The sequence below is a fragment of the Streptomyces sp. NPDC049040 genome (assembly GCF_043197715.1).
Taxonomy (GTDB): Bacteria; Actinomycetota; Actinomycetes; order Streptomycetales; family Streptomycetaceae; genus Actinacidiphila.
The window spans coordinates 62,184-84,056 of record NZ_JBICTO010000016.1 but is presented as its reverse complement, the minus strand read 5'-3'; the positions used below and the strand labels follow the sequence as shown (position 1 = coordinate 84,056).

The following is a 21,873-nucleotide window of genomic DNA, read 5'->3' as shown; positions in this document are numbered from 1 at the left end:
CCACTTCCCATCATCGGCCTCGCATACTAATTTGTTCAACAGTCTGACGAATAGGAGCGAGCCGTAATGACTTCCGAGACGAACCTCACCCCGGGTCCCGAGCACAAGTTCACCTTCGGCCTGTGGACGGTGGGCTGGCAGGGTCGCGACCCCTTCGGCGATGCGACCCGCGCGCCGCTCGACCCGGTCGAGACCGTCACCAAGCTCGCGGAGCTCGGTGCGTACGGCGTGACGTTCCACGACGACGACCTGATCCCCTTCGGGTCCTCCGACGCCGAGCGCGACGCGCTCGTCAAGCGCTTCCGCGCCGCGCTGGACACCACGGGCCTGACCGTCCCGATGGCGACCACCAACCTCTTCACCCACCCGGTCTTCAAGGACGGCGGCTTCACGGCCAACGACCGCGACGTGCGCCGCTTCGCGCTGCGCAAGACCATCCGCAACATCGACCTGGCCGCCGAGCTGGGCGCCAAGGTCTATGTCGCGTGGGGCGGCCGCGAGGGCGCCGAGTCCGGTGCCGCCAAGGACGTCCGGGTCGCGCTCGACCGCTTCAAGGAGGCCTTCGACCTGCTCGGCGACTACGTCACCGAGAAGGGCTACGACCTGAAGTTCGCCATCGAGCCCAAGCCGAACGAGCCGCGCGGCGACATCCTGCTGCCGACCGTCGGCCACGCGCTGGCGTTCATCAACACCCTGGAGCGCCCCGAGCTCGTCGGCGTCAACCCCGAGGTCGGCCACGAGCAGATGGCCGGACTGAACTTCCCGCACGGCATCGCCCAGGCGCTGTGGCACAAGAAGCTCTTCCACATCGACCTCAACGGCCAGACCGGCATCAAGTACGACCAGGACCTGCGCTTCGGCGCCGGCGACCTGCGCTCGGCGTTCTGGCTGGTGGACCTGCTGGAGACGGCGGGCTACGAGGGCCCGCGGCACTTCGACTTCAAGCCGCCGCGGACCGAGGACTACGACGGCGTGTGGGCCTCGGCCGCCGGCTGCATGCGCAACTACCTGATCCTCAAGGACCGCGCCGCCGCCTTCCGCGCCGACCCGGCCGTCCAGGAGGCGCTGGTCGCCGCCCGCCTCGACCAGCTCGCGCAGCCCACCGTCGCCGAGGGCGAGGGCCTGGCCGGCCTGCTGGCCGACCGCGCCTCGTACGAGGACTTCGACGCCGACGCCGCCGCCGCGCGCGGCATGGCGTTCGAGCACCTCGACCAGCTGGCGATGGAGCACCTTCTCGGCGCCCGCTGAGCCACCCGCCGGGTGCGGGGAACCGGGTCCGCGGTCGCGCCGCATGTGCGGCCGGCCGCGCGGTTCCCCGCACTCTCGTGCTCGGGGGCGGGCCCGCCGGTCAGCAGTTACGTTCTGCGCGGAGCTTGAGCAGGATGTACATGACCTTCGCCTGACCTGCCGTGGCCCGGGTCAGTCCCTGGCGGCCGAACATGAAGACGTACTCGGCGTCCGGGCGCCCCGGCACCGCGGCCCAGATGTCACCGAACATCAGCAGGTCGTCCAGGTAGGGCGAGTCCGGTTCCGAGGGGGTCGGATACGCCCGGACGACCTCGGCGAAGGTCGAGCCCGCCGTGATGCCCTCGGGTGTGTGCACGTTCTCCGCGGTCAGCTTGGTGACGCCGTACTTCGGTGAGAAGCCGACCGTGATCCCGTTGAGCCCGGTGGCCGAGTTGCACAGGGACGGCTTGGTGGCGGGCCGGGTGAACTCGCCCGTCGCCGCTGCCTGGTCGAGCGTCATGCCGACGTCGAGGCCCGCGAGGCCTTTCGGGCCGATCTCCCTCGGCGGGTGCGACGGCGGGACGATCCGCCAGGACGGTGCGGCCGTCGGTTTCGCGGCGGGCGCGGGACTGCCCCCGCCGCCGATCGTGATCGTGCATCCCGCGAGTACCGATGCCAGCGCCGACACCAGCGCTGCCGCCCCCGCGGCGCCGCCGGCCCGGCGGGCGATTCCACTCCCCATGCCCCGCCCCTCCACGATCCCCTCGTGATCAGGAGCGGAGTGTACCGGGCGGCCGCGGAGGCGCCGCGCTGCGCGGGGGCGGGTGCAGCCGGGGCGGAACCCCGTGCCGAGCGGGGGCGAGTGGGGCCGGGGACACCCCCGGATCGTCCCCTCGGGCCCGGTCAGTTGCGGCTGTGCCCGGTGGCCGTGCGTGCGGACCCGGTGGCCGTTTCCCGAAGGGTGCCGAGGCGGCCGGCCCGCGCCGGCTCCCGTTTGAAGGGCCACGCCCAGTGGTCGTGGCCCGGCAGCGGCGGAGGCGGTTCCGTGACCGGGCCGGGGATGATCGCGAGCGCCAGGCCCAGCAGGGCGCAGCCGACGATGCAGTCCATCCAGTAGTGGTTGGCGGTGCCGACCACGACCAGCATGGTGATCAGCGGGTGCAGCAGCCACAGCCAGCGCAGGCGCGAGCGGTGCGAGGCGATCAGGCCGACCGCGATGGCCAGCGCCCAGCCGACGTGCAGCGAGGGCATCGCCGCGAACTGGTTGGCCATCGAGCCGCCGTCGGGTTTGCCGTAGACGGCGGGACCGTAGACCGCCGCGGTGTCGATCAGCCCGTCGCCGTGCAGCATCCGCGGCGGGGCGAGCGGGTAGAAGAGGTGGCCGAGCAGCGCGAGCATCGTCTGGATCACGATGGCCCGCCTGATCCACAGGTAGTGGGCGCGCTTCCTGACGAACATCCAGCCGAGGAAGATCACCATGGCGGGGAAGTGCACCGTGGCGTAGAGGTAGTTGGCTGTGTGGATCACCGTCTCGCTGTGCAGCATCAGCTGCTGCACCGAGCGTTCGCTCGGCAGGTGCACCGCGCGCTCGAAGGACCAGATGTTGTCCGCGTGCCGGTAGGCGTCGTCCGTCTGCCCGTTGGCGACCTTGCGGCCGTATTTGTACACCGCGTTCACCGCGATGAGCAGCAGGATCTCCGGCAGCAGCCGGGGCAGCCGGGCGGGCAGCGGGACCTGTGGTCTGGGGAAGGGCCGCTTGGCGATGACCACCGACGACGACCAGCTCCCCATCCCCATATCGCAGCCCTGCCCCTCCGTCACAATCCCACCGACTCCTCGGGCGCCCGCCGGGCGCAGCGTCGTCTGCACCGCCTGCCCCGCAGAGCCGACGTCAGTCCGACTGCTCCCGGCCATCCTCGCAAAACCTGAGCGAAATGTCCGTGAGGTTGCGCCGTGGCCCACTCGTATGAGACACGCGTCGCGAGGTCGGGCGTCCGGAGGGCCGACGTCCGCCCCGGCGGTCGCGGTGTGCAATGCACGTATCAGTTGCTGCAAAAATCTTGCAACTGTGCGTAGCTGGACGCCAAACAGACGAAATCATCTCGCATGACCCTTGTGGAACCGGACGTCGCCGCCCTAATGTCACCTCACCCCGACGCCCGTTTCCGCTCAGCCGTCAGACCGTGAGCGGAGCGGGCGTCCGGGCGACCCCCACCTGAGCCTGTCCCGAGAGAATCGAGCACTCGATGTCACGGAGCTTCACCGGTGCTGTGGCGAGATGGTCAAGAGGTCCGCGGCGAAGAGCCGCTGTGACGGTCGCTTCCGTGACCGCGGCAGCCGCCGCGCTCGGCGTGCTGACCGGCGGCACCGCGCTCGCCGGCACCGGCGCCGCGTCCCACGGCAGCGCAGGCAAGGCGGTGGTGACCCGCGCCGCGATCGCCCCGTCGCTCACCGCGGGGCGCGGCGCCGACGTCGGATTCGCCGAGCAGGAGGCCGAGAACGCCACCACCGACGGCACCGTCATCGGCCCTGGCCGCGACGCCTACACGCTGCCCGCCGAGGCGTCAGGCCGCAGCGCGGTGACCCTCCAGCCCGGTCAGTACGTCGACTTCACGCTGCCCGCCGCGGCCAACGCGATCAACGTGCGCTACAGCATCCCCGACGCGGCGGGCGGCGGCGGCCGCACCTCGCCGCTGAACGTCACGGTCGACGGCGGCGCGAAGAAGACCATGACGCTGACGTCGCAGTACGCCTGGCTCTACAACCTCTACCCGTTCTCGAACGACCCCGCGGCCGACATCCTGCACCCCGACTACTGGGTCACCGAGTGCGCCTGCGTGCCGCAGGCCACCACCCCGGCGCCGGTCTTCGCCAAGCCCTTCAGGCCCAACCACTTCTACGACGAGCAGCGGCTGCTGCTCGGCCGCACCTACCGGGCAGGCCAGACCGTACGGCTGAGCGTGCCCGCCGGCGCCGCGGCCACCACCGTCGACCTGCTCGACTCGCAGCTGGTCGCACCGCCGAAGGTCGACCTGCTGGCCGCGAACGTGCTGCTCTTCGGCGCCGACCCGACCGGCCGCCGCGACTCGGCCGGCGCGATCGACAAGGCCATCGCCTTCGCGCAGCGCGCCCACCTCAAGGTCTACATCCCGCCGGGCACCTACCAGGTCAACCGGCACATCGTGGTGGACCACGTCACCATCGAAGGCGCGGGCAGCTGGTACACGGTCATCAAGGGCCACCAGGTGGACTTGACCACGCCCGCGGCCGGGGGCACCTCCCAGCCCGAAGGGCCCGGGGGAGGCTCGGTGCACACCGGGGTCGGCTTCTACGGCAAGGACGCGGCGGCGGGCGGGAGTTCCGACGTCCACCTGTCCGGCTTCGCCATACAGGGCGACGTACGCGAGCGGATCGACACCGACCAGGTCAACGGGATCGGCGGCTCGCTCAGCGACTCCACCATCGACGGCCTCTACATCCAGCACACCAAGGTCGGCATGTGGTTCGACGGGCCGATGAGCAACCTGCGGATCACGGACAACGTGATCGTGGACCAGATCGCCGACGGCATCAACTTCCACACCGGCGTGACGCGTTCGGCCATCTCCGGCAACTTCCTGCGCAACACCGGCGACGACGCGCTCGCGATGTGGTCGGAGAAGACCGAGGACGCGGGCAACACCATCGACCACAACACCGTGCAGACCCCGGTCCTGGCCAACGGCATCGCCGTCTACGGCGGAACCGACAACACCGTGTCGGCCAACCTGATCGCCGACCCGATCCGCGAGGGCAGCGCCATCCAGGTCGGCTCGCGCTTCGGCTCCGAGGCGTTCACCGGCAAGCTGTCGATCACCGACAACACCACCGTCAGGGCCGGCACCTACGAGCTCAACTGGAACATCGGGCTCGGCGCGATCTGGTTCTACGCGCTGGAGAAGAACATCGACGCCGACATCCAGGTGTCAGGCGACCACTTCCTCGACAGCACCTACAACGCGATCATGCTGGTCAGCGACTTCCCGGTGAAGGACCTCTACTCGATCACCGGCGTCCACTTCAAGGACATCCGCGTCGACGGCACCGGCACCTCCGTGCTGAGCGCCCGCGTCAAGGGCGGCGCGACCTTCCAGAACGTCGACGCCCGCAATGTGGGCGCCGTCGGGATCAACAACTGCGGCTCCTTCAACTTCCCCGCGACCGGCTCGGAGTTCACGGTCACCGACCTCGGCGGCAACGACGGCGGCGGCACCACCGGCCCCTGGCTGGCCCCCTGGGAACTCCCCAACACGATCACCTGCGACGACCGCCCCGCTGTGGTCCCGCCGCCGGCCCCCTCGGCCTGGTGACGACCCGTCCCTGACCCCGCCCACCGATCCCCGGCCGGCCGCCTCACCGCGACCGGCCGGGGATTCGCAGCCAGGGGAGGGGCACCGGTGGCACTACGCTCGGCGCCATGAGCGATCAGCACTTCGAGACCCTGGCCATCCACGCGGGGCAGCCGGCGGACGCAGCGACCGGCGCCGTCGTCACACCGATCTACCAGGTGTCGACGTACAAGCAGGACGGTGTCGGCGGCCTGCGCGGCGGCTACGAGTACAGCAGGTCGGCGAACCCGACCAGGACCGCGCTCGAGCAGAACCTGGCGGCGCTCGAAGGCGGCAGCCGCGGGCTGGCCTTCGCCTCGGGGCTGGCCGCCGAGGACTGCCTGCTGCGTACCGTGCTCACCCCCGGCGACCACGTGGTGATCCCGAACGACGCCTACGGCGGCACCTTCCGGCTGTTCGCGAAGGTCGTGGAGCGCTGGGGCGTGACCTGGTCGGTGGCCGACACCTCAGACGTGCAGGCGGTACGCGACGCGGTGCGTCCCGAGACCCGGCTGATCTGGGTCGAGACGCCCTCCAACCCGCTGCTCGGCATCACCGACATCGCCGCGCTCGCCGGGGTGGCCCGGCAGGCCGGGGTGCGGCTGGTGGTCGACAACACCTTCGCCAGCCCCTATCTCCAGCAGCCGCTGGCACTGGGCGCGGACGTGGTGGTGCACTCCACGACCAAGTACATGGGAGGGCACTCCGACGTCGTCGGCGGCGCCCTGGTGACCTCGGACGCCGCGCTCGGCGAGGAACTGGCCTACCACCAGAACGCGATGGGCGCGGTCGCCGGGCCCTTCGACTCCTGGCTGGTGATGCGCGGCGTCAAGACCCTCGCGGTGCGGATGGACCGGCACAGCGCCAACGCCGCCCGGGTGGCCGAACTGCTCGTCGCGCACCCCAGGGTCCGCCAGGTCTACTACCCGGGGCTCCCCGAGCACCCGGGCCACGAGGTCGCGGCCAAGCAGATGAAGTCCTTCGGCGGGATGGTGTCCTTCCGGGTCGAGGGCGGCGAGGAGGCCGCGGTCGCCGTCTGCGACCGCGCCCGGCTGTTCACGCTGGGCGAGTCGCTCGGCGGCGTCGAGTCGCTGATCGAGCACCCCGGCCGGATGACGCACGCGTCGGTGGCGGGCTCTGCCCTCGAAGTGCCCGACGACCTGGTACGCCTGTCCGTCGGCATCGAGGCGGTCGACGACCTGCTGGCCGACCTGACCCAGGCGCTCGGCTGACGGCGGGGCGCCTCAGCTCGGCAGCAGCGGGGCGCCCACCCGGCCCATGCCGACCGGTGACCACCAGGTGCCGTCGCCCGGGTCGCCCGCGGGGGCGGCGCTGTCCGGCCAGGTGAGCACCGCCAGGACGATGCCGGCCGCCACGGCGGCCAGCAGCAGTACCCACAGCGCGTGGCGCAGCAGACGGCGGCGGCGCACGGTGCGCCGCCCCCGCTCGGTCGCCAGGGCCACCAGGCCGGCCGGGACCACCGGGTGCGGGGTGTCGAGCAGCCGCCGCACCTCGTCGTCCCGCCGGTTCGGCGCCGGCCGGCTCACGTCGCCGCCCCGCTCGCGGCCGCGCTCACGGCGCCACCTCCTGTGCGGCCCGCCGGGCGGAGCGGTCCGCGCGGTCCCTGGCCTCGGCGACCGAGCCGGGTGCTGCGCCCCGCCCGCCGCCCGGTGGCGGCGGGCCGTCGGCGGGCGGCGGTCCTGCCGGGTCGTAGCGGTGGCTGCGCAGGGCCGCGGTGGCCCTGGCGCCGATCGCCCTGACCCGCTCGGCGGGCAGCCCCAGCTGCGCGGCCGTCTGCTCCTCCGCGACACCCTCGAAATAGCGCATCGTGACGACCAGCCGCTCCTGCGGGGTCAGCCGCGCCAGCACCCCGCCGCGCGGGCGGCGCCACCACGGCCGGTAGGCGAAGCGGCGTACCAGCTCCGCCCGCGCCTGGTCGTAGGGGTCGTCGGCGCGCATCCGCAGCCAGTCGGCGTAGGTGCTGGCAAGGGTCGCGGTCAGCAGCCTCTCCGCCTGCTCCCGGTCGCCGGTGAGCAGGGTCGCCGTGTGCAGCAGTCGGCCCGCCGCCCCGGCACTGAATGCCGCGAATTCGGCGTCCCGTCGGATCTCCGATGCCGCCCGGCGCTTGCCCACGCGGCCATGGGACGGCAACTCGGTGTTCCGGGTCAAGCCCCTTGCGTGTCCCCCTGCGACTCGTACGTACCACCGGTACGCGCTGCCCCCTCCGTCGCTGCCGGTGCGTCGTCGTCGCCCCGGCCGAGGCCGGTGTGCCAGTCGGCCAGCGCGGTGTTGAACCGTACGAGGAGGTCGGTGAAGACCTCCCGTTCGCCGGTCGTCCAGCCGTCGGTGACCTGGGCCATCAGCCGGCGGCGCGAGTCCCGTACCTCGTCGAGCCGGCCCCGGCCGCGCGGGGAGACGGCCAGCACGACCGCACGGCCGTCGTCGGGGTGCGAGGTGCGCTTGACCAGTCCGGTGTCGACCAGCGGCGCCACCTGCCTGGTGACGGTCGAGGAGTCGATGCCCATCGCCTCCGCGAGTGCCTTGACACCCATCGGGCCCTCCCGGTCGAGCCGGTTGAGCAGCAGATATGCGGCGCGGTCCATGGAGTTGCGGGCCTTGCCCACACCGCCCAGCCGGGTCTGCTCAGCGCGGCGGGCGAAGAGCGCCACCTGGTGCTGGAGGCGCTCGAGGAGTTCGGACGAGGTCTCCGACGGTTTGGACATGACCTTGAAGCTCGCGTTCTGTCGGTCCTGTGAAGGGCGATCGGACGGCGGGAAGTTGGGAGAAGAGTACGCGGACCGGCTGCCTGAGTGACCCTGCACGCACAAACCGCAACCGGGTTCTGACCGCCGCTCGATCCCACCGGTGCACCCCTGCTCCGGGCGTGGCGCCGGCGCGGGGCTGCGAGACTGGGCATATGGACACAGCCGCATCCTCCGCGCCCCACCCGGTCACCCTCGACGACGTGCGCGGCGCCCACAAGATGCTCTCCGGTGTGGCCAGGATGACCGCGATGGAGACCAGCAGGCACCTGTCGTCGCTGGTCGGGGCACCTGTGCACCTCAAATGCGAGAACCTGCAGCGCACCGGCTCCTTCAAGATCCGCGGCGCCTACGTGCGGATCGCGGGGCTGAGCCCCGAGGAGCGCGCGGCGGGCGTGGTGGCGGCAAGCGCGGGCAACCACGCGCAGGGCGTGGCGCTCGCCGCCGCGCTGCTCGGGGTGCGCTCGACGGTCTTCATGCCGGTCGGCGCGCCGCTGCCGAAGGTGGCGGCGACCCGCGACTACGGAGCCGAGGTGCGGCTGCAGGGCGCGGTCGTCGACGACACGCTGCGGGCGGCCATCGACTACGCCGAGCAGACCGGCGCGGTCCTCATCCACCCCTTCGACCACCCGGACATCATCGCCGGGCAGGGCACCGTGGGCCTGGAGATCCTCGAGCAGTGCCCCGAGGTGCGCACCATCCTGGTCGGCATCGGCGGCGGCGGGCTCGCGGCCGGTATCGCGGTCGCGGTCAAGGCGCTGCGGCCCGACGTGCGGGTGGTGGGGGTGCAGGCGGCGGGTGCCGCCGCGTATCCGCCCTCGCTTGCGGCCGGGCATCCCGTCGCGCTGGACTCGGTGGCCACGATGGCGGACGGCATCATGGTCGGCCGCCCCGGCGACGTGCCGTTCGCGGTGATAAAGGACCTGCTCGACGATGTGGTGACGGTGTCGGAGGACCAGCTCTCGTCCGCCCTGCTGCTGTGCCTGGAGCGGGCGAAGCTGGTGGTGGAGCCGGCCGGGGCGAGTTCTGTGGCGGCGCTGCTCGCCGCGCCGGACGCGTACGAGGGCCCCGTCGTCGCGGTGCTGTCCGGCGGCAATGTGGATCCGCTGCTGATGCAGCGCACCCTGCGGCACGGCATGTCGGCGGCCGGCCGCTACCTGTCGCTGCGGCTGCGGCTGACGGACCGGCCGGGGGCGCTGGCCACGCTTCTCGGCGTGTTGTCAGTGGTGGACGCTAACGTCCTGGACGTCAGTCATGTGCGGACCGACCCGCGGCTCGGGCTCACCGAGGCGGAGGTCGAACTGCACCTGGAGACCAAGGGTCCCGAGCACTGCACCGCGGTCGGTGCGGCGCTGGTGGACGCCGGTTATGTGGTGATCGCCTGACGTGCGCGGCTGCGGCGGAGCCGTGAGTGCGACGGTTCGGGTTGACGCGATATATCGCGTCTGGCATTCTCGCGGTGTATCGCGAGGGTGCCCCGAAATCCGGTCGCACACGGCCGGGCATCCGGGGATCATCGGCCGATGAGTTTCGGCCGTCCGACCGGTCGTACAGCCGTACAGCACACAGCGAAGCAACGGACGGGAGCGAAAAAATGCCGGGCGCCATCTATGCCGAAGGTCTGGTCAAGACCTTCGGTGATGTCAGGGCACTGGGGGGAGTGGACCTTGACGTGCCGGAGGGCACGGTCCTCGGTTTGCTCGGGCCCAACGGGGCGGGCAAGACCACTGCCGTCCGCGTCCTGACCACCCTGCTGCAGCCGGACAGCGGCAGGGCCACCGTCGCGGGGATCGACGTACTCAAGCACCCCAACGAGGTCCGCAGGCACATCGGCCTGTCGGGGCAGTTCGCGGCCGTGGACGAATTCCTCACCGGCCGGGAGAACATCCAGATGGTCGGCGAGCTTTACCAGCTCAGCCCCAAGGCCGCCCGGCGGCGCGCCGACGAGCTGCTGGAGCGGTTCAACCTCACCGACGCCGCCAACCGGATCTCCAAGACCTACTCCGGCGGTATGCGCCGCCGGCTCGACCTGGCGGCCGCCCTGGTGGTCAGCCCGCCGGTGATGTTCATGGACGAGCCCACCACGGGACTCGACCCGCGCAACCGGCAGCAACTGTGGGAGGTCATCCAGGAACTGGTCGCGGGCGGCACCACGCTGCTGCTCACCACCCAGTACCTGGAGGAGGCCGACCACCTCGCGCACGACATCTGCGTCATCGACCACGGCAAGGTCATCGCCCGCGGCACCTCGGACCAGCTCAAGGCGCAGACCGGCGGCGAGCGCGTCGAGGTCGTCGTGCACGAGCGCGACCGCATCGACGACGCGGCCCGCGCGATGGCCGCGCACGGCAAGGGAGAGGTCAAGATCGAGCAGCACACCCGCAAGATCACCGTCCCGGTGACCGGCGGCGCCAAGCTGCTCGCCGAGGTGATCCGCGACCTCGACGCCGACGGCATCGAGATCGACGACATCGGGCTGCGCCGCCCCACCCTCGACGACGTCTTCATCTCGCTCACCGGCCACGCGGCCGAGGTGGAGGAGAACGGCGAGGACGGCGGGGACGCCGAGGACAACGCGGCAGGATCGGCCGCCAAGGACGTCAAGGAGGCTGTCAAGTGAGTGCCGTGACCGACACCCCGCCGCAGCTCACCCTGGCGCCGCACCCGCGCGGCGGCCTGCTCCAGTCCGCGCACGACTCGCTGGTCGTCGCCAAGCGCAACCTGCGCCGGATGATGCGCATCCCCGAGGTCGTGATCTTCGGGCTGATCCAGCCGATCATGTTCGTGGTGCTCTTCAGCTACGTCTTCGGCGGCTCCGTCAACGTCGGCGGCTCGTTCAGCGCCTCCGACTACCGCAACTTCCTGATGGCGGGCATCTTCGCGCAGACCGTCACCTTCGCCACCGCGGGCGCGGGCGCCGGGATCGCCGACGACATGAGCAAGGGCCTGATCGACAGGTTCCGCTCGCTGCCGATGTCCCGCGGCGCGGTGCTCACCGGCCGCACGCTGGCCGACCTGGTGCAGACCGCGCTGACCGTGGTGGTGCTGGCCTGCGTCGGCCTGCTGGTCGGCTGGCGGATCCACAACGGGCTGCCGAGGATGTTCGGCGCCTTCGCGCTGCTGCTCCTGCTGGGCTACGCGTTCTCCTGGATCGGCGCGCTGATCGGCCTGTCGGTGCGCAGCCCCGAGGCGGCCACCTCCGGCGGACTGATCTGGCTGTTCCCCGTGACCTTCGTGTCCAACGCCTTCGTGTCGCCGGAGAACATGACGCCGTGGCTGCGGCACGTGGCCGAGTGGAATCCGTTCAGCGCCATCGTCCAGGCCTGCCGGGTGCTCTTCGGCAATCCCGGCGTGGTCCACTCGGGCGCCTGGCCGATGCAGCACCCGGTGTGGGCCTCGCTGGTCTGGTCGGTGCTCATCATCGTGGTCTTCCGCACCCTGGCGGTCCGCAAGTACCGCTCGGCGACGGCGTGAGGCGCGGGGCACAACGGAGCAGGGCACACCAGCGCAAGGCGTGACGGCGGCCGAGCGCCGGGAGTACGGCAGCGAGCCCCCCGCGGATCTCCGCGGGGGGCTCGCTCTCACGTGGTGCCCGCCGGTTCAGCCCTGGTACGGCTTGACGTCGAGGATCTTCACCGACGCGCTCTTGCCGTTCGGCAGCTCATAGGTGGCGTCGTCGCCGGTGCGCTTCCCGGCCACGCCACGGCCCAGCGGGGACTGCGGCGAATACGTCTCCAGGTCGCTCGAAATGCCCTCGCGGGAGCCGAGAAGGAAGGTCGTGGTGTCGTCCGGGTCGCCGTCGAAGGCGATCGTGACCACCATGCCGGGCGCGACCACACCGTCGTCCGCGGGGGCTTCGCCGACCTTGGCCGATTCCAGGATCTGGTTGAGCTGCCTGATGCGCAGCTCCAGCTTGCCCTGGTCCTCACGCGCCGCGTGATAGCCGGCGTTCTCCTTGAGATCGCCTTCCTGGCGGGCTTCCTCGATCTTTGCGACGATCTCGGCGCGCGCCGGACCAGACAGATGCTCCAGCTCGGCCCTGAGCTGGTCGTACGCCGCCTGGGTGAGCCAGGTGACGTTGTCGCTGGTCTGGGTCACAGGTGCTCCTCGTCGGTACTGTCGTGAAGAATTGCATTGCCACCGGTAGCCGGGACGAAACCACGAGCCTAACAATTACCGGCGGGTGACGGGAGCGGGAACGGGCGGGCCGCGCCGGTCGGCAGCGGCGGCCGGCCAGCCGCGTCAGCCGCGGGGCGCGGTGCTGCAGCCGACCAGCTCGCCGGTCTCGCCGCGGGCCGTGGTGCGGACCGTGACGACCGTGTCGACCTGCTTGCCGTGCTGGGCGAGCGTCACGTCCTTGCGGCCCACCTCGACGTGGTCGGCGCCCACCGAGCGCACGGTGCACACCGCGACGGTGCCCGCGCCCTTGTGGACCTCCAGGTGGATCTGCAGCGACTGGGCCGAGACCGCCTCGAACGCCACCACCTGGCCCGTGACCTTGTCACCGGTCAGCGAGTCGTATCCGTACCAGCCGATACCCGCCGCGACCAGCACGCCCACCACGATCGCGGTGATGCGCAGCCTGCGGTCGGCGCGGGCGTCCGCGCCCGGTCCGTAGCGGCCCTCGGGCGGGGAGCTGTGCGCACCGGCCTGGACAGCCGACATGATCATCTCTCCCGTTCACTGACCGCGGAATTATTCGTCCCCTCGCTCGGTCACTATAGAAGGCGTGCCCTCCCGGCAACCGAGGGGGCTCGGAACCGCAGCAGGAACCAACGGGACTTAGAGGACACCAGCCTTGACTGAGCAGCTTCGACTGATGGCCGTACACGCCCACCCCGACGACGAGTCGAGCAAGGGTGCCGCGACCATGGCCAAGTACGTGTCAGAAGGGGTGGACGTGCTGGTGGCCACCTGCACCGGCGGCGAGCGGGGCTCGGTGCTCAACCCCAAACTCCACGGTGACAAGTACATCGAGGAGCACATCCACGAGGTGCGGGCCAAGGAGATGGACGAGGCCAGGGAGATCCTGGGCGTCAAGCAGGCCTGGCTCGGCTTCGTGGACTCGGGACTGCCCGAGGGCGACCCGCTGCCCCCGCTGCCCGAGGGCTGCTTCGGGCTGCAGGACGTCGACGAGGCGGCCGGCGCCCTGGTGAAGCTGATCCGCGAGTTCAGGCCGCAGGTGATCACCACCTACGACGAGAACGGCGGCTACCCGCACCCCGACCACATCATGACCCACAAGATCTCCATGGTGGCGTTCGAGGCGGCGGGCGACCCGGAGCGCTACCCCGAGGCCGGCGAGCCGTGGACGCCGCTGAAGCTCTACTACAACCAGGGGTTCAACAAGGCCCGCACCCTGGCCCTGCACGAGGCCATCGAGGCCCGCGGCCTCGAGTCGCCCTACGGGGAGTGGCTCAAGCGCTGGGAGGAGTTCGCCCGCCCCGAGCGCAACATCTCCACGCACGTGCCCTGTGCGGACTTCTTCGAGATCCGCGACAAGGCGCTGCTCGCGCACGCCACCCAGATCGACCCGGACGGCGGCTGGTTCCGGGTCCCGATGGACCTCCAGCGGGAGGTCTGGCCGACCGAGGACTACGAGCTCGCGAAGACCCGCGTCGACGTCTCGCTCCCCGAGGACGACCTCTTTGCGGGCATCCGCGAGGCGTAGGCGACAATGAGGGCGTGACAGCATCCAACGCCTTCGGACGCCCGCTGGTCTCCCTCGCAGAGGTGAACCAGGACAAGGTGACGCCGGGGCTCCTCGGATTCGTGATCTTCGCTGCCCTCGCCTTCGGGCTGTGGATGCTCATGAAGAACATGGGCAAGCAGATGAAGAAGATCGACTTCGAGGAGCAGCCGGCCGTCGAGAAGCCCACCAGGGCCGCCGCGGTCCCCGCCCCCGCATCCGGGGACGCCAAGGGCGAGGCCGGAGCCCGCAGGGGCTGACCCTCAGCCCGTCTCCGCCAGCCCCGGCAGCGCCATCACCATGCGGGCCGCGCGCCCCGGCGTCATGCCGAGCCGCCACGCTTCCCACGGCCCGCCCGGCACCGCGCTGCCCCGCTCCAGCAGCAGCGAATACGCCTCCGCGTACTCGTCCAGGTCCGGGTCGCGCCCCGGGTAGGCGTCCTGCGCCAGCAGGCCGTGCAGCGCCGCCCTCGCCTGCCGCAGGCCGTCCGCGGGGTCCGCACCCGGCGCGGGGGCCAGCAGCGGCAGCACGGTGGCCCGCAGGAAGGCCGCCCAGTCCTGGCCGCGCCGGTCGCCCAGCCCGCCGAACAGCTCGTACGCCTCGTCCAGCAGGGTCAGCGCCTCCACCAGGCGCTCGTTGCCCGCGTCGATCACCGCGAGCTCCACGCACGACCAGGCCTCGCCGTGCTCCACCCCGATCCGCCGGAAGTCCTGCCTGGCGTCCTGGAGCAGCTGCCGGGCGAAACCGCTGTTGCGCAGGTTCCCGGTACGGGCCGCCCGCTGGTCGCGGGTGACCCGGGCCGAGTGGTGCCGGGCGCAGGCCAGGCCGTAGACGTCCCGCATCCGGGAGAGCATCGTCCGCGACCGCTCCAGGGTGCGCAGCGCCGCGTCGGTGTCCCCGCACTCCTCCAGGGCCTGCCCCAGGTAGAACAGCGTCCACGCCTCGCCGCGCGCGTCCTCGTTCGCCCGGTGCCGCTGCACCGCCTCGTCCAGGTCGCGGGCCGCCTCCCGCGGCTCGCCCCGCAGCAGCCTGCCCCTGGCCAGCTGGGTCAGCGTCCAGGCGGTGCCGCGCGGGTCGCGGGCCAGGGCGTAGGACTGCCCGGCCGCCCGCAGCTCCGCCTCGCCCCGGTCGAGCCGACCGAGCCGCAGGTAGACCTGGCCCAGCTGGAGGTGCGCCCACGCCTCGCCCTGCACGCTCTCGTTGGCCCGGTGCAGTGCCAGCGCCTCGTGCAGCAGCCCCAGAGCGTCGCCGAGCCGGCCCATGTCCCGCAGCACCGCGCCCAGCGCGTGCATCGTCCAGGCCCGGTCCTCCTCCAGCTCGGGCGCGGCCTGGATCTCCATGCCCTCCCGCAGCTTGGCCTCGGCCTCCCGCAGGTTGCCCTGGTGGTGCAGGGTGATGCCGAGGCTGTCAAGGGCGCGGGCCGCGCCCGCCGGGTGCTGCGCCTCGAAGTACAGGTCCACCACGGTGCTCAGGGTGGACTTGGACTTGTCCAGCTCGCCCAACTGCCGGGCCGCGATGCCGGTACGCCACTGCACCGAGCGCACCAGCACCGAACGGTCCTCGTCAGGCCCCGACTTCTGCTGCCGCGCCTGCTGGGCCTGCGCCATCTCGCTGATCTCGCCCAGACGGTAGAGGTCGCCGCGCAGCAGGCAGTAGTCGCACAGCGCGCCCAGCAGCGCCTGCACGGCCGCCCGGTCCACGCCCGCGGTCTCGCGCAGCGCGGCGGTGATGAAGCTGGACTCGTCGTCCAGCCAGCGCAAGGCCGGCTCCAGCGAGGCGAATCCGTGGCTCCCGAACCGCCCGGCCCTGGTCGAGGTCTTGCCCTCGACCAGCCGCACCACGGTGTTGGCCAGGTCGGCGTAGGAGCGGATCAGCCGCTCGTGGGCCGCGGCCCGCTCCGCCGGGTCCTCCTCGTCGAGCAGCCGCTCCGCGGCGAAGGCGCGGACCAGGTCGTGCGGCCGGTAGCGGTTGCCGCGGACGTTCTCGATCAGCCCGGCGGCGGCCAGCTCCGCCAGCCTGCGGGCCGCCTCCTGGTCGTCGGTGGCCAGCAGCGCGGCCGCCGCCGCGGCGCCGAAGCTCGCCCGGCCGGCCAGCGCCAGCCGGCGCAGCAGCCGCCGGTTGGGCTCGGGCTGGTCGTGGTAGCGCAGCGCCAGTATCCGGTCGACCGGATCACGCGGGCCGAACACCTCGATGTCGTCGGCCAGCCGCTCCGGGCCGTGGTGGTCGGCCAGCGCCGCGCCGGCGACCCGCAGGGCCACCGGCAGGCCCGCGCACAGCCCGCTCAGCCGGTCCGCCTGCGCGGCGGCCGGTGCGGGCAGGCCCGCGCCCTCCGCCAGCTCCCGCAGCAGCTGCCGGGCGTCGCCCGACCCGAGCGGGCCGACCGCCAGCTGGTGCACCCGGGCGTCCGGCAGCTCCAGCGGCAGCGGCTCGCGCGCGGTGACCAGGACCAGGCTCTCGGAGCGCTCGGGGACCAGAGCCGACACCTGGGCCGGGTCCGCGGCGTCGTCCAGCACGATCACCACCGGCACTCCGGTCAGATGCTGCTGGTACTGCTCGCCGAGCCGGCGCAGGTGCTGGTCCTGATTCTGCCGCTCCCGGAAAAGCAGCTGGTCGCGCGGTGCGCCGAGCCGGTTCAGCAGGTGCAGCAGCGCGTCCCGTACCGGCAGCGCCGCCCGGCCGTCGCCCGCCCCGCGCAGGTCGACCACGCACGCGCCCCTGAACTGGTCCTTCAGCTGGCGCGCCGCGCGCACCGCGAGCGCGGTACGCCCGCTGCCGGGCGGCCCGTGCAGCACCACGACGGTGGGCTGTACCGCGGTGGAGGCACGGCCCTGGTGCACGGCCTGCGCGATCTGCGCCATCTCCGGCCTGCGGCCGGCGAAGGGGCCCTCCGCGGCCGGGAGCTGGCTGAAGGACTGTTCGAGCACCGCCCGGGTGCGGGCCGCGGCGCTGCGGTCGCCGCCGGAGCGCCGCTGGCGCGGCAGCCGGGCGGGGGAGCGCACCAGCGTCACACCCTTCTTGGCGGGCTGCTCGCCCGCGGCCTCGAGGAAGGGCCGTACACCGCGCCGCTCCAGCGCGGCCAGCCAGAGCAGCCGCAGCTGCTCGGCGCCGCCCGGCGCACCGCGTTCAGGGGCCGCCGCCCTTCTGGCCGCCCGGCCCCTGGCGGCCGCGGTGCCGAGCGTGGCCACCCCGGCGGCGCCGACCGCGGCACCGGTCACCAGCGCGGCGCCCGCCGACAGCCCGTGGCCCAGGTCGACGCCGAAGGCGACCGCAGCGGCCACCCCGGTCGCGAGACCGCCGGCCGTACTGCTCGCGGCCCCCGCCGCGCCACGGCCCTGCGCCGCGGGCGCGGGGGCCTCTCGGGCCTCCACGGCCCGCCGGTAGGCGGCGTATTCGGCCGCCGCAGTATCGGTGATCTCGTCGAACCGCTCCCGCGCCCGCCGCAGCGCGTCCGCCCCGCCTGCGGGGCCCTGCTCGGCGGCCAGCCGCGCCAACAGCCGGTCTGCGGCCGCGCGGTCGGCTTCCCGCAGTGCGATTCGTGACTCCGGCACATCGTCCTCCCGGTGACGCCCGACAGTCGTCGGATGGGTTTCGTGCCCGCCCGCACCCCGCGCCAAGCGTGGCAGCCCGGTCCGATCCCGTCCCAAGTCTGTTACCGAACGGCCCAGTTGAACCCGTCCATGGCGGGCCCGGCTGCCCGTCAGGCGGCCGGTCCCGTCCCCTCGGGGTCCGCCGCCCGGCGCAGCAGGAGGGCGCGCTCTGCGCCGTTGCGGGTCAGCGCGGCCGCCCGGACGAACTCCTCCCGCGCCTCCGCCGTACGCCCCAGCCGGGCCAGCAGGTCGCCCCGCACGCTCGGCAGCAGGTGGTAGCCGTCGAGCGCACCGCCCTCGGCCAGCGCGTCGGCCAGCGCGAGCCCGGCCGCGGGGCCCTCGGCCATGCCGACCGCGACCGCGCGGTTCAGCTCCACCACGGGGGAGGGGGCGATGCCGGCCAGCGCCCGGTAGAGGCCGGCGATCCGCGGCCAGTCGGTGTCCTCGGCCCGTACCGCCTGCGCGTGGCACGCGGCGATCGCGGCCTGGAGCGCGTAGGGCCCCGGCGCCCACCCGCGCGCCCTGGCCGCCGTGTCCGCCCTGGCAAGCGCCGCGAAACCGCGGTGGATCAGCAGCCTGTCCCAGCGCCTGCGGTCCTGGTCCAGCAGCATCACCGGGGCGCCGTCCCGGGTGCGTGCCGCCGACCTCGACGCCTGCACCTCCAGCAGCGCGGCCAGCCCGTGCACCTCGGGCTCGGCCGGCATCAGCCCCTGGAGCACCCGCGCCAGCCGCAGCGCGTCCTCGCACAGCCCCGGCCGCATCCAGTCGTCGCCCGCGGTCGCCGAGTAGCCCTCGTTGAAGATCAGGTAGACCACTTCGAGCACCGACGCCAGCCGCTCCGCCAGCTCCGCCCCCTGCGGCACCTCGAACGGCACCTTCTCCTTCGCCAGGGTGCGCTTGGCCCGCACGATCCGCTGCGCCACCGTCGGCTCGGCGACCAGGAAGGCGCGCGCGACCTCCTCCGTGGTCAGGCCGCCGAGCAGCCGCAAGGTCAGTGCGAGGCGGGCCTCACGGGACAGCACCGGGTGGCAGGCGACGAAGACCAGCCGCAGCAGGTCGTCCTCGATGGCGGCCCCGTCCTGGTCCGGCTCCTCGAAGGCCGCCGCGCCCTGCGCGATCTCCAGCTCGTGGCCCAGCAGGCCGAGCTTGCGCGCGAAGGCCTCGTTGCGCCGGATCAGGTCGATGCCGCGCCGCTTGGCGGTGGTCATCAGCCACGCCCCGGGGTTGCGCGGCACCCCGTCGCGCGGCCACTGCTCCAGCGCGGCGACCAGCGCGTCCTGCGCCAGCTCCTCGGCCACCCCTATGTCGTGCACCAGCCGCGTCAGTCCGGCGATCAGCCGCGGCGACTCGATCCGCCACACCGCCTCCACCGCACGCCTGGCCCGGTCCCGGTCGGCCCGCACAGGCGCGCCGGACGCGGGCGGGGGCGGGGTCGAGCCGTCGGCTGCTGTCACGGCCACCCATCACAGCAGCCGGGGGGCGACCGCGCAAAGCGGCCGCCCCGCCCGGACCTCCCCGCGGCTTACGCGGGTTCCTCCACCTGCCTGACCTCGGCCTCGATCTCCCACTCCTCCCCGTGGATGGCCAGGAAGCGCGACGCCCACTGCGCCGCCTCGTCCACCGACTTCGCCTGGAAGATGGCGTACCCCCCGATGACCTCCTTGGCCTCGGCGTACGGGCCGTCCAGCACGGTCTGCTTCCCGCCCGCCTGCCGGATCACGGCCCCCTGCCCCGACGGCTGGAGCCCGCCGGTGTCCAGCAGCACCCCGGCCTTGGTCATCTCCTCGAGCAGCTGCCCCATCTCCGTCATCAGCTCCTCGCTCGGCCCGGTGGCGGGGGCCTTCGCGGGGTCGAGCCGCAGCAGCATCATGTAGCGCATCGTGGTGTCCTCTTTCCGTCCGTCCGCTCTCGTCGAGGGCCCTTTCACCTTGCCCTCACCGATGCGTCGATCGGGTGGTGCCGGGATCGACACGGCGGGGCGATTTTTTCCGGCGGGCGCGCAGACCGCGCGGCGGGCGGGTGCGGGGGCCGCCGGGGCGCGGGGCGTTTCCTCCGGCAGAGCAGCCGGTGCGGGACCCGCGTCCTGCCCCGGGACGGACGCCGGCGGCCGGTGCGGGCGGGGTCAGCCACCGGCACCCGGCCCCGGTGACACCGCCGTCAGGCGGGGGTGTCGGCCGACGGGGCCGGGATGGGCAAGGATGGGGGTATGCCGAACCGCCTCGCCGACGCGACGTCGCCGTATCTTCTCCAGCACGCGGACAACCCGGTGGACTGGTGGCCCTGGGGGCGGGAGGCGTTCGAGCAGGCCCGCAAGCGCGGAGTGCCCGTGCTGCTCAGCGTGGGGTATTCGGCCTGCCACTGGTGCCACGTCATGGCGCACGAGTCCTTCGAGGACGAGGCGACGGCGGCGTATCTCAACGAGCACTTCGTCGCGGTCAAGGTCGACCGCGAGGAGCGGCCCGACGTGGACGCCGTCTACATGGAGGCGGTGCAGGCCGCGACCGGTCAGGGCGGCTGGCCCATGACGGTGTTCCTGACGCCCGACGGGGAGCCGTTCTACTTCGGGACCTACTTCCCGCCGCAGTCCCGGCAGGGGATGCCGGGATTCATGGACGTGCTGGAGGGCGTCGTCGTCGCCTGGCGCGACCGGCGCGAGGAGATCGGTGACGTCGCCGGGCGCATCGTGCGCGACCTCGCCGACCGGGCCGGCGGCTACGGGGCCTCCGTCGTGCCGGGGGACGCCGAGATGAGCGCCGCACTGCTCGGCCTCACCCGCGAATACGACGCCCGCCGCGGCGGCTTCGGGGGCGCGCCGAAATTCCCGCCGTCCATGGCGCTGGAGTTCCTGCTCCGCCACCACGCCCGCACCGGCGCCGAGGGCGCCCTGCAGATGGCCCGCGACACCTGCGAGGCGATGGCGCGCGGCGGGATCTACGACCAGCTCGGCGGCGGCTTCGCCCGCTACAGCGTCGACCGCGACTGGTGCGTGCCGCACTTCGAGAAGATGCTCTACGACAACGCGCTGCTCACCCGGGTGTACGCGCACCTGTGGCGGGCCACCGGCTCCGACCTGGCCCGCAGGATCGCGCTGGAGACCGCCGACTTCCTGCTCGCGGAACTGGCCACGGAGGAGGGCGGGTTCGCCTCCGCCCTGGACGCCGACAGCGACGACGGCAGCGGCGCCCACGCCGAAGGCGCCTACTACGTCTGGACCCCCGCCCAGCTCGTCGCGGAACTCGGCGAGGAAGACGGCGAGTTCGCCGCGGACTACTTCGGGGTCACCCAGGAGGGCACCTTCGAGGAGGGCGCCTCCGTACTCCAACTCCCGCAGGGTGGCGGGGTGGTGGACGCCGAGCGGGTCGCCTCGGTACGCGACCGGCTGCTGGCCGCCCGCGAACGGCGGCACCGCCCGGGGCGCGACGACAAGGTCGTCGCCGCCTGGAACGGCCTGGCCATCGCAGCACTCGCCGAGACCGGGGCCTACTTCGACCGCACCGACCTGGTGCAGGCCGCGGTCGACGCGGCCGACCTGCTGGTCCGGGTGCACCTCGACGGCCGCGGGCGGCTCACCCGCACCTCGCGCGACGGCGTCGCGGGCACCAACGACGGTGTGCTCGAGGACTACGCCGACGTCGCCGAGGGCTTCCTCGCGCTCGCCTCGGTGACCGGGGAGGGCGTCTGGCTGGACTTCGCCGGGCTGCTGCTCGACTCCGTACTGCACCACTTCACCGCGGACGACGGCACCCTCTACGACACCGCGGACGACGCGGAGGCCCTGATCCGGCGGCCGCAGGACCCGACGGACAACGCGACGCCCTCCGGGTGGACCGCGGCCGCAGGCGCGCTGCTGTCGTATGCCGCGCACACCGGCGCGGAGCCGCACCGCACCGCGGCGGAGCGCGCGCTCGGCGTCGTCGGGGCGCTCGCGTCGAGGGCCCCGCGCTTCATCGGCTGGGGCCTGGCCGTCGCCGAGGCGGCGCTCGACGGGCCGCGCGAGGTCGCGGTGGTCGGCGGCACCGGTGATCCGCTCACCGCGGAGCTGCACAGGACCGCCCTGCTGGGCGGGGCGCCCGGCGCGGTGGTCGCCGTCGGCGAGGAGGGCTCCACGGAATTCCCGCTGCTCCACCAGCGCCCGACGCGGGGCGGCCGGGCCGCCGCCTACGTGTGCCGGCACATGGTGTGCGACGCGCCGACCTCGGACCCGCGGGCGCTGCGCAGCCAGCTCCGCACCCCGCGCTGAC

General features: G+C 72.8%; 19 protein-coding genes. 9 read left to right on the top strand and 10 right to left on the bottom strand.

The window, feature by feature from the left end; all coding sequences use genetic code 11:
- Positions 1 to 66 precede the first annotated feature (66 nt).
- Complete coding sequence (xylA, locus tag ACGFMP_RS29695) at positions 67 to 1,248, top strand: xylose isomerase (RefSeq protein ID WP_393676130.1); 1,182 nt, start codon at positions 67 to 69, stop codon at positions 1,246 to 1,248.
- A 100-nt stretch (positions 1,249 to 1,348) separates the two neighbouring features.
- On the opposite strand, the gene ACGFMP_RS29690 is transcribed toward xylA, so the two are convergent.
- Together ACGFMP_RS29690 and ACGFMP_RS29685 are read right to left on the bottom strand one after the other, a co-directional pair.
- Positions 1,349 to 1,969 (bottom strand): hypothetical protein, encoded by a 621-nt coding sequence (locus tag ACGFMP_RS29690; protein ID WP_393676128.1) that lies wholly within the window; start codon positions 1,967 to 1,969, stop codon positions 1,349 to 1,351.
- Between the two features lie 161 nt (positions 1,970 to 2,130).
- Positions 2,131 to 3,018, bottom strand: a complete 888-nt coding sequence (locus ACGFMP_RS29685) for a phosphatase PAP2 family protein (RefSeq protein ID WP_393676126.1) — start codon at positions 3,016 to 3,018, stop codon at positions 2,131 to 2,133.
- Between the two features lie 455 nt (positions 3,019 to 3,473).
- On the opposite strand from ACGFMP_RS29685, the gene ACGFMP_RS29680 reads away from it, so the two are divergent.
- Together ACGFMP_RS29680 and ACGFMP_RS29675 are read left to right on the top strand one after the other, a co-directional pair.
- Positions 3,474 to 5,576 carry a glycosyl hydrolase family 28-related protein gene (locus ACGFMP_RS29680; RefSeq protein ID WP_393676124.1) on the top strand — a complete coding sequence of 701 codons (2,103 nt, stop codon included), beginning with the start codon at positions 3,474 to 3,476 and terminating at the stop codon, positions 5,574 to 5,576.
- Between the two features lie 107 nt (positions 5,577 to 5,683).
- On the top strand, positions 5,684 to 6,826 hold the full coding sequence (locus ACGFMP_RS29675) for a cystathionine gamma-synthase (protein WP_393676123.1): 1,143 nt from the start codon (positions 5,684 to 5,686) through the stop codon (positions 6,824 to 6,826).
- Positions 6,827 to 6,838: 12 nt separating this feature from the next.
- Here the strand turns inward: ACGFMP_RS29675 and ACGFMP_RS29670 are convergent, their stop codons facing one another.
- The 3 genes from ACGFMP_RS29670 to ACGFMP_RS29660 are packed head-to-tail and all read right to left on the bottom strand — an operon-like array spanning position 6,839 to position 8,317.
- The gene (locus tag ACGFMP_RS29670; protein WP_393676121.1) at positions 6,839 to 7,141 is read right to left on the bottom strand and encodes a hypothetical protein; all 303 of its coding nucleotides are present in this window, start codon (positions 7,139 to 7,141) and stop codon (positions 6,839 to 6,841) included.
- A 25-nt stretch (positions 7,142 to 7,166) separates the two neighbouring features.
- Positions 7,167 to 7,727: a sigma factor-like helix-turn-helix DNA-binding protein gene (locus tag ACGFMP_RS29665; protein WP_393676120.1), complete on the bottom strand. Its 561-nt coding sequence runs from the start codon at positions 7,725 to 7,727 to the stop codon at positions 7,167 to 7,169.
- A 32-nt stretch (positions 7,728 to 7,759) separates the two neighbouring features.
- A complete protein-coding gene (locus ACGFMP_RS29660) occupies positions 7,760 to 8,317 on the bottom strand; it encodes a MarR family winged helix-turn-helix transcriptional regulator (protein ID WP_393676118.1) in 558 nt (185 codons plus the stop codon).
- A gap of 194 nt (positions 8,318 to 8,511) precedes the next feature.
- Between ACGFMP_RS29660 and ilvA the strand changes: the two genes are divergently transcribed.
- The 3 genes from ilvA (at position 8,512) to ACGFMP_RS29645 (ending at position 11,830) form a co-directional block, all read left to right on the top strand.
- The gene (gene ilvA, locus ACGFMP_RS29655; protein WP_393676116.1) at positions 8,512 to 9,741 is read left to right on the top strand and encodes a threonine ammonia-lyase; all 1,230 of its coding nucleotides are present in this window, start codon (positions 8,512 to 8,514) and stop codon (positions 9,739 to 9,741) included.
- A gap of 209 nt (positions 9,742 to 9,950) precedes the next feature.
- The gene (locus tag ACGFMP_RS29650) at positions 9,951 to 10,976 is read left to right on the top strand and encodes an ATP-binding cassette domain-containing protein (protein WP_393676115.1); all 1,026 of its coding nucleotides are present in this window, start codon (positions 9,951 to 9,953) and stop codon (positions 10,974 to 10,976) included.
- On the top strand, positions 10,973 to 11,830 hold the full coding sequence (locus ACGFMP_RS29645; protein ID WP_393676114.1) for an ABC transporter permease: 858 nt from the start codon (positions 10,973 to 10,975) through the stop codon (positions 11,828 to 11,830). Before ACGFMP_RS29650 ends, ACGFMP_RS29645 begins: the two co-directional genes overlap by 4 nt.
- Positions 11,831 to 11,956: 126 nt before the next feature.
- Here ACGFMP_RS29645 and greA read toward each other — a convergent pair whose 3' ends face one another.
- Together greA and ACGFMP_RS29635 are read right to left on the bottom strand one after the other, a co-directional pair.
- Complete coding sequence (greA, locus tag ACGFMP_RS29640; protein ID WP_327289035.1) at positions 11,957 to 12,454, bottom strand: transcription elongation factor GreA; 498 nt, start codon at positions 12,452 to 12,454, stop codon at positions 11,957 to 11,959.
- Between the two features lie 144 nt (positions 12,455 to 12,598).
- Positions 12,599 to 13,021: a DUF4307 domain-containing protein gene (locus ACGFMP_RS29635; protein ID WP_393676113.1), complete on the bottom strand. Its 423-nt coding sequence runs from the start codon at positions 13,019 to 13,021 to the stop codon at positions 12,599 to 12,601.
- 133 nt (positions 13,022 to 13,154) lie between these two features.
- On the opposite strand from ACGFMP_RS29635, the gene mca reads away from it, so the two are divergent.
- Positions 13,155 to 14,027 (top strand): mycothiol conjugate amidase Mca, encoded by an 873-nt coding sequence (gene mca / locus ACGFMP_RS29630; protein WP_393676112.1) that lies wholly within the window; start codon positions 13,155 to 13,157, stop codon positions 14,025 to 14,027.
- 14 nt (positions 14,028 to 14,041) lie between these two features.
- Positions 14,042 to 14,305, top strand: a complete 264-nt coding sequence (locus ACGFMP_RS29625; protein WP_393676111.1) for a hypothetical protein — start codon at positions 14,042 to 14,044, stop codon at positions 14,303 to 14,305.
- 3 nt (positions 14,306 to 14,308) lie between these two features.
- Here ACGFMP_RS29625 and ACGFMP_RS29620 read toward each other — a convergent pair whose 3' ends face one another.
- The 3 genes from ACGFMP_RS29620 to ACGFMP_RS29610 form a co-directional block, all read right to left on the bottom strand.
- Entirely contained in the window at positions 14,309 to 17,593 is a 3,285-nt protein-coding gene (locus ACGFMP_RS29620) for a tetratricopeptide repeat protein (RefSeq protein ID WP_393676110.1), read from the bottom strand.
- Positions 17,594 to 17,742: 149 nt separating this feature from the next.
- Positions 17,743 to 19,035 carry an RNA polymerase sigma factor gene (locus ACGFMP_RS29615; RefSeq protein ID WP_393676197.1) on the bottom strand — a complete coding sequence of 431 codons (1,293 nt, stop codon included), beginning with the start codon at positions 19,033 to 19,035 and terminating at the stop codon, positions 17,743 to 17,745.
- Between the two features lie 119 nt (positions 19,036 to 19,154).
- Positions 19,155 to 19,511, bottom strand: coding sequence for a YciI family protein (locus ACGFMP_RS29610; protein ID WP_393676109.1), 357 nt, complete (start codon positions 19,509 to 19,511; stop codon positions 19,155 to 19,157).
- Positions 19,512 to 19,838: 327 nt separating this feature from the next.
- Between ACGFMP_RS29610 and ACGFMP_RS29605 the strand changes: the two genes are divergently transcribed.
- Positions 19,839 to 21,872 carry a thioredoxin domain-containing protein gene (locus tag ACGFMP_RS29605; RefSeq protein ID WP_393676108.1) on the top strand — a complete coding sequence of 678 codons (2,034 nt, stop codon included), beginning with the start codon at positions 19,839 to 19,841 and terminating at the stop codon, positions 21,870 to 21,872.
- Position 21,873 lies beyond the last annotated feature (1 nt).

Coding starts and splice junctions, on each gene's coding strand:
- ACGFMP_RS29680 (WP_393676124.1), top strand. CDS start 3,474: ATGTCACGGAGCTTCACCGGTGCTGTGGCGAGATGGTCAAGAGGTCCG.
- ACGFMP_RS29635 (WP_393676113.1), bottom strand. CDS start 13,021: ATGTCGGCTGTCCAGGCCGGTGCGCACAGCTCCCCGCCCGAGGGCCGC.
- ACGFMP_RS29650 (WP_393676115.1), top strand. CDS start 9,951: ATGCCGGGCGCCATCTATGCCGAAGGTCTGGTCAAGACCTTCGGTGAT.
- ACGFMP_RS29685 (WP_393676126.1), bottom strand. CDS start 3,018: ATGGGGAGCTGGTCGTCGTCGGTGGTCATCGCCAAGCGGCCCTTCCCC.
- ilvA (WP_393676116.1), top strand. CDS start 8,512: ATGGACACAGCCGCATCCTCCGCGCCCCACCCGGTCACCCTCGACGAC.
- ACGFMP_RS29660 (WP_393676118.1), bottom strand. CDS start 8,317: ATGTCCAAACCGTCGGAGACCTCGTCCGAACTCCTCGAGCGCCTCCAG.
- ACGFMP_RS29605 (WP_393676108.1), top strand. CDS start 19,839: ATGCCGAACCGCCTCGCCGACGCGACGTCGCCGTATCTTCTCCAGCAC.
- ACGFMP_RS29610 (WP_393676109.1), bottom strand. CDS start 19,511: ATGCGCTACATGATGCTGCTGCGGCTCGACCCCGCGAAGGCCCCCGCC.
- ACGFMP_RS29675 (WP_393676123.1), top strand. CDS start 5,684: ATGAGCGATCAGCACTTCGAGACCCTGGCCATCCACGCGGGGCAGCCG.
- ACGFMP_RS29690 (WP_393676128.1), bottom strand. CDS start 1,969: ATGGGGAGTGGAATCGCCCGCCGGGCCGGCGGCGCCGCGGGGGCGGCA.
- xylA (WP_393676130.1), top strand. CDS start 67: ATGACTTCCGAGACGAACCTCACCCCGGGTCCCGAGCACAAGTTCACC.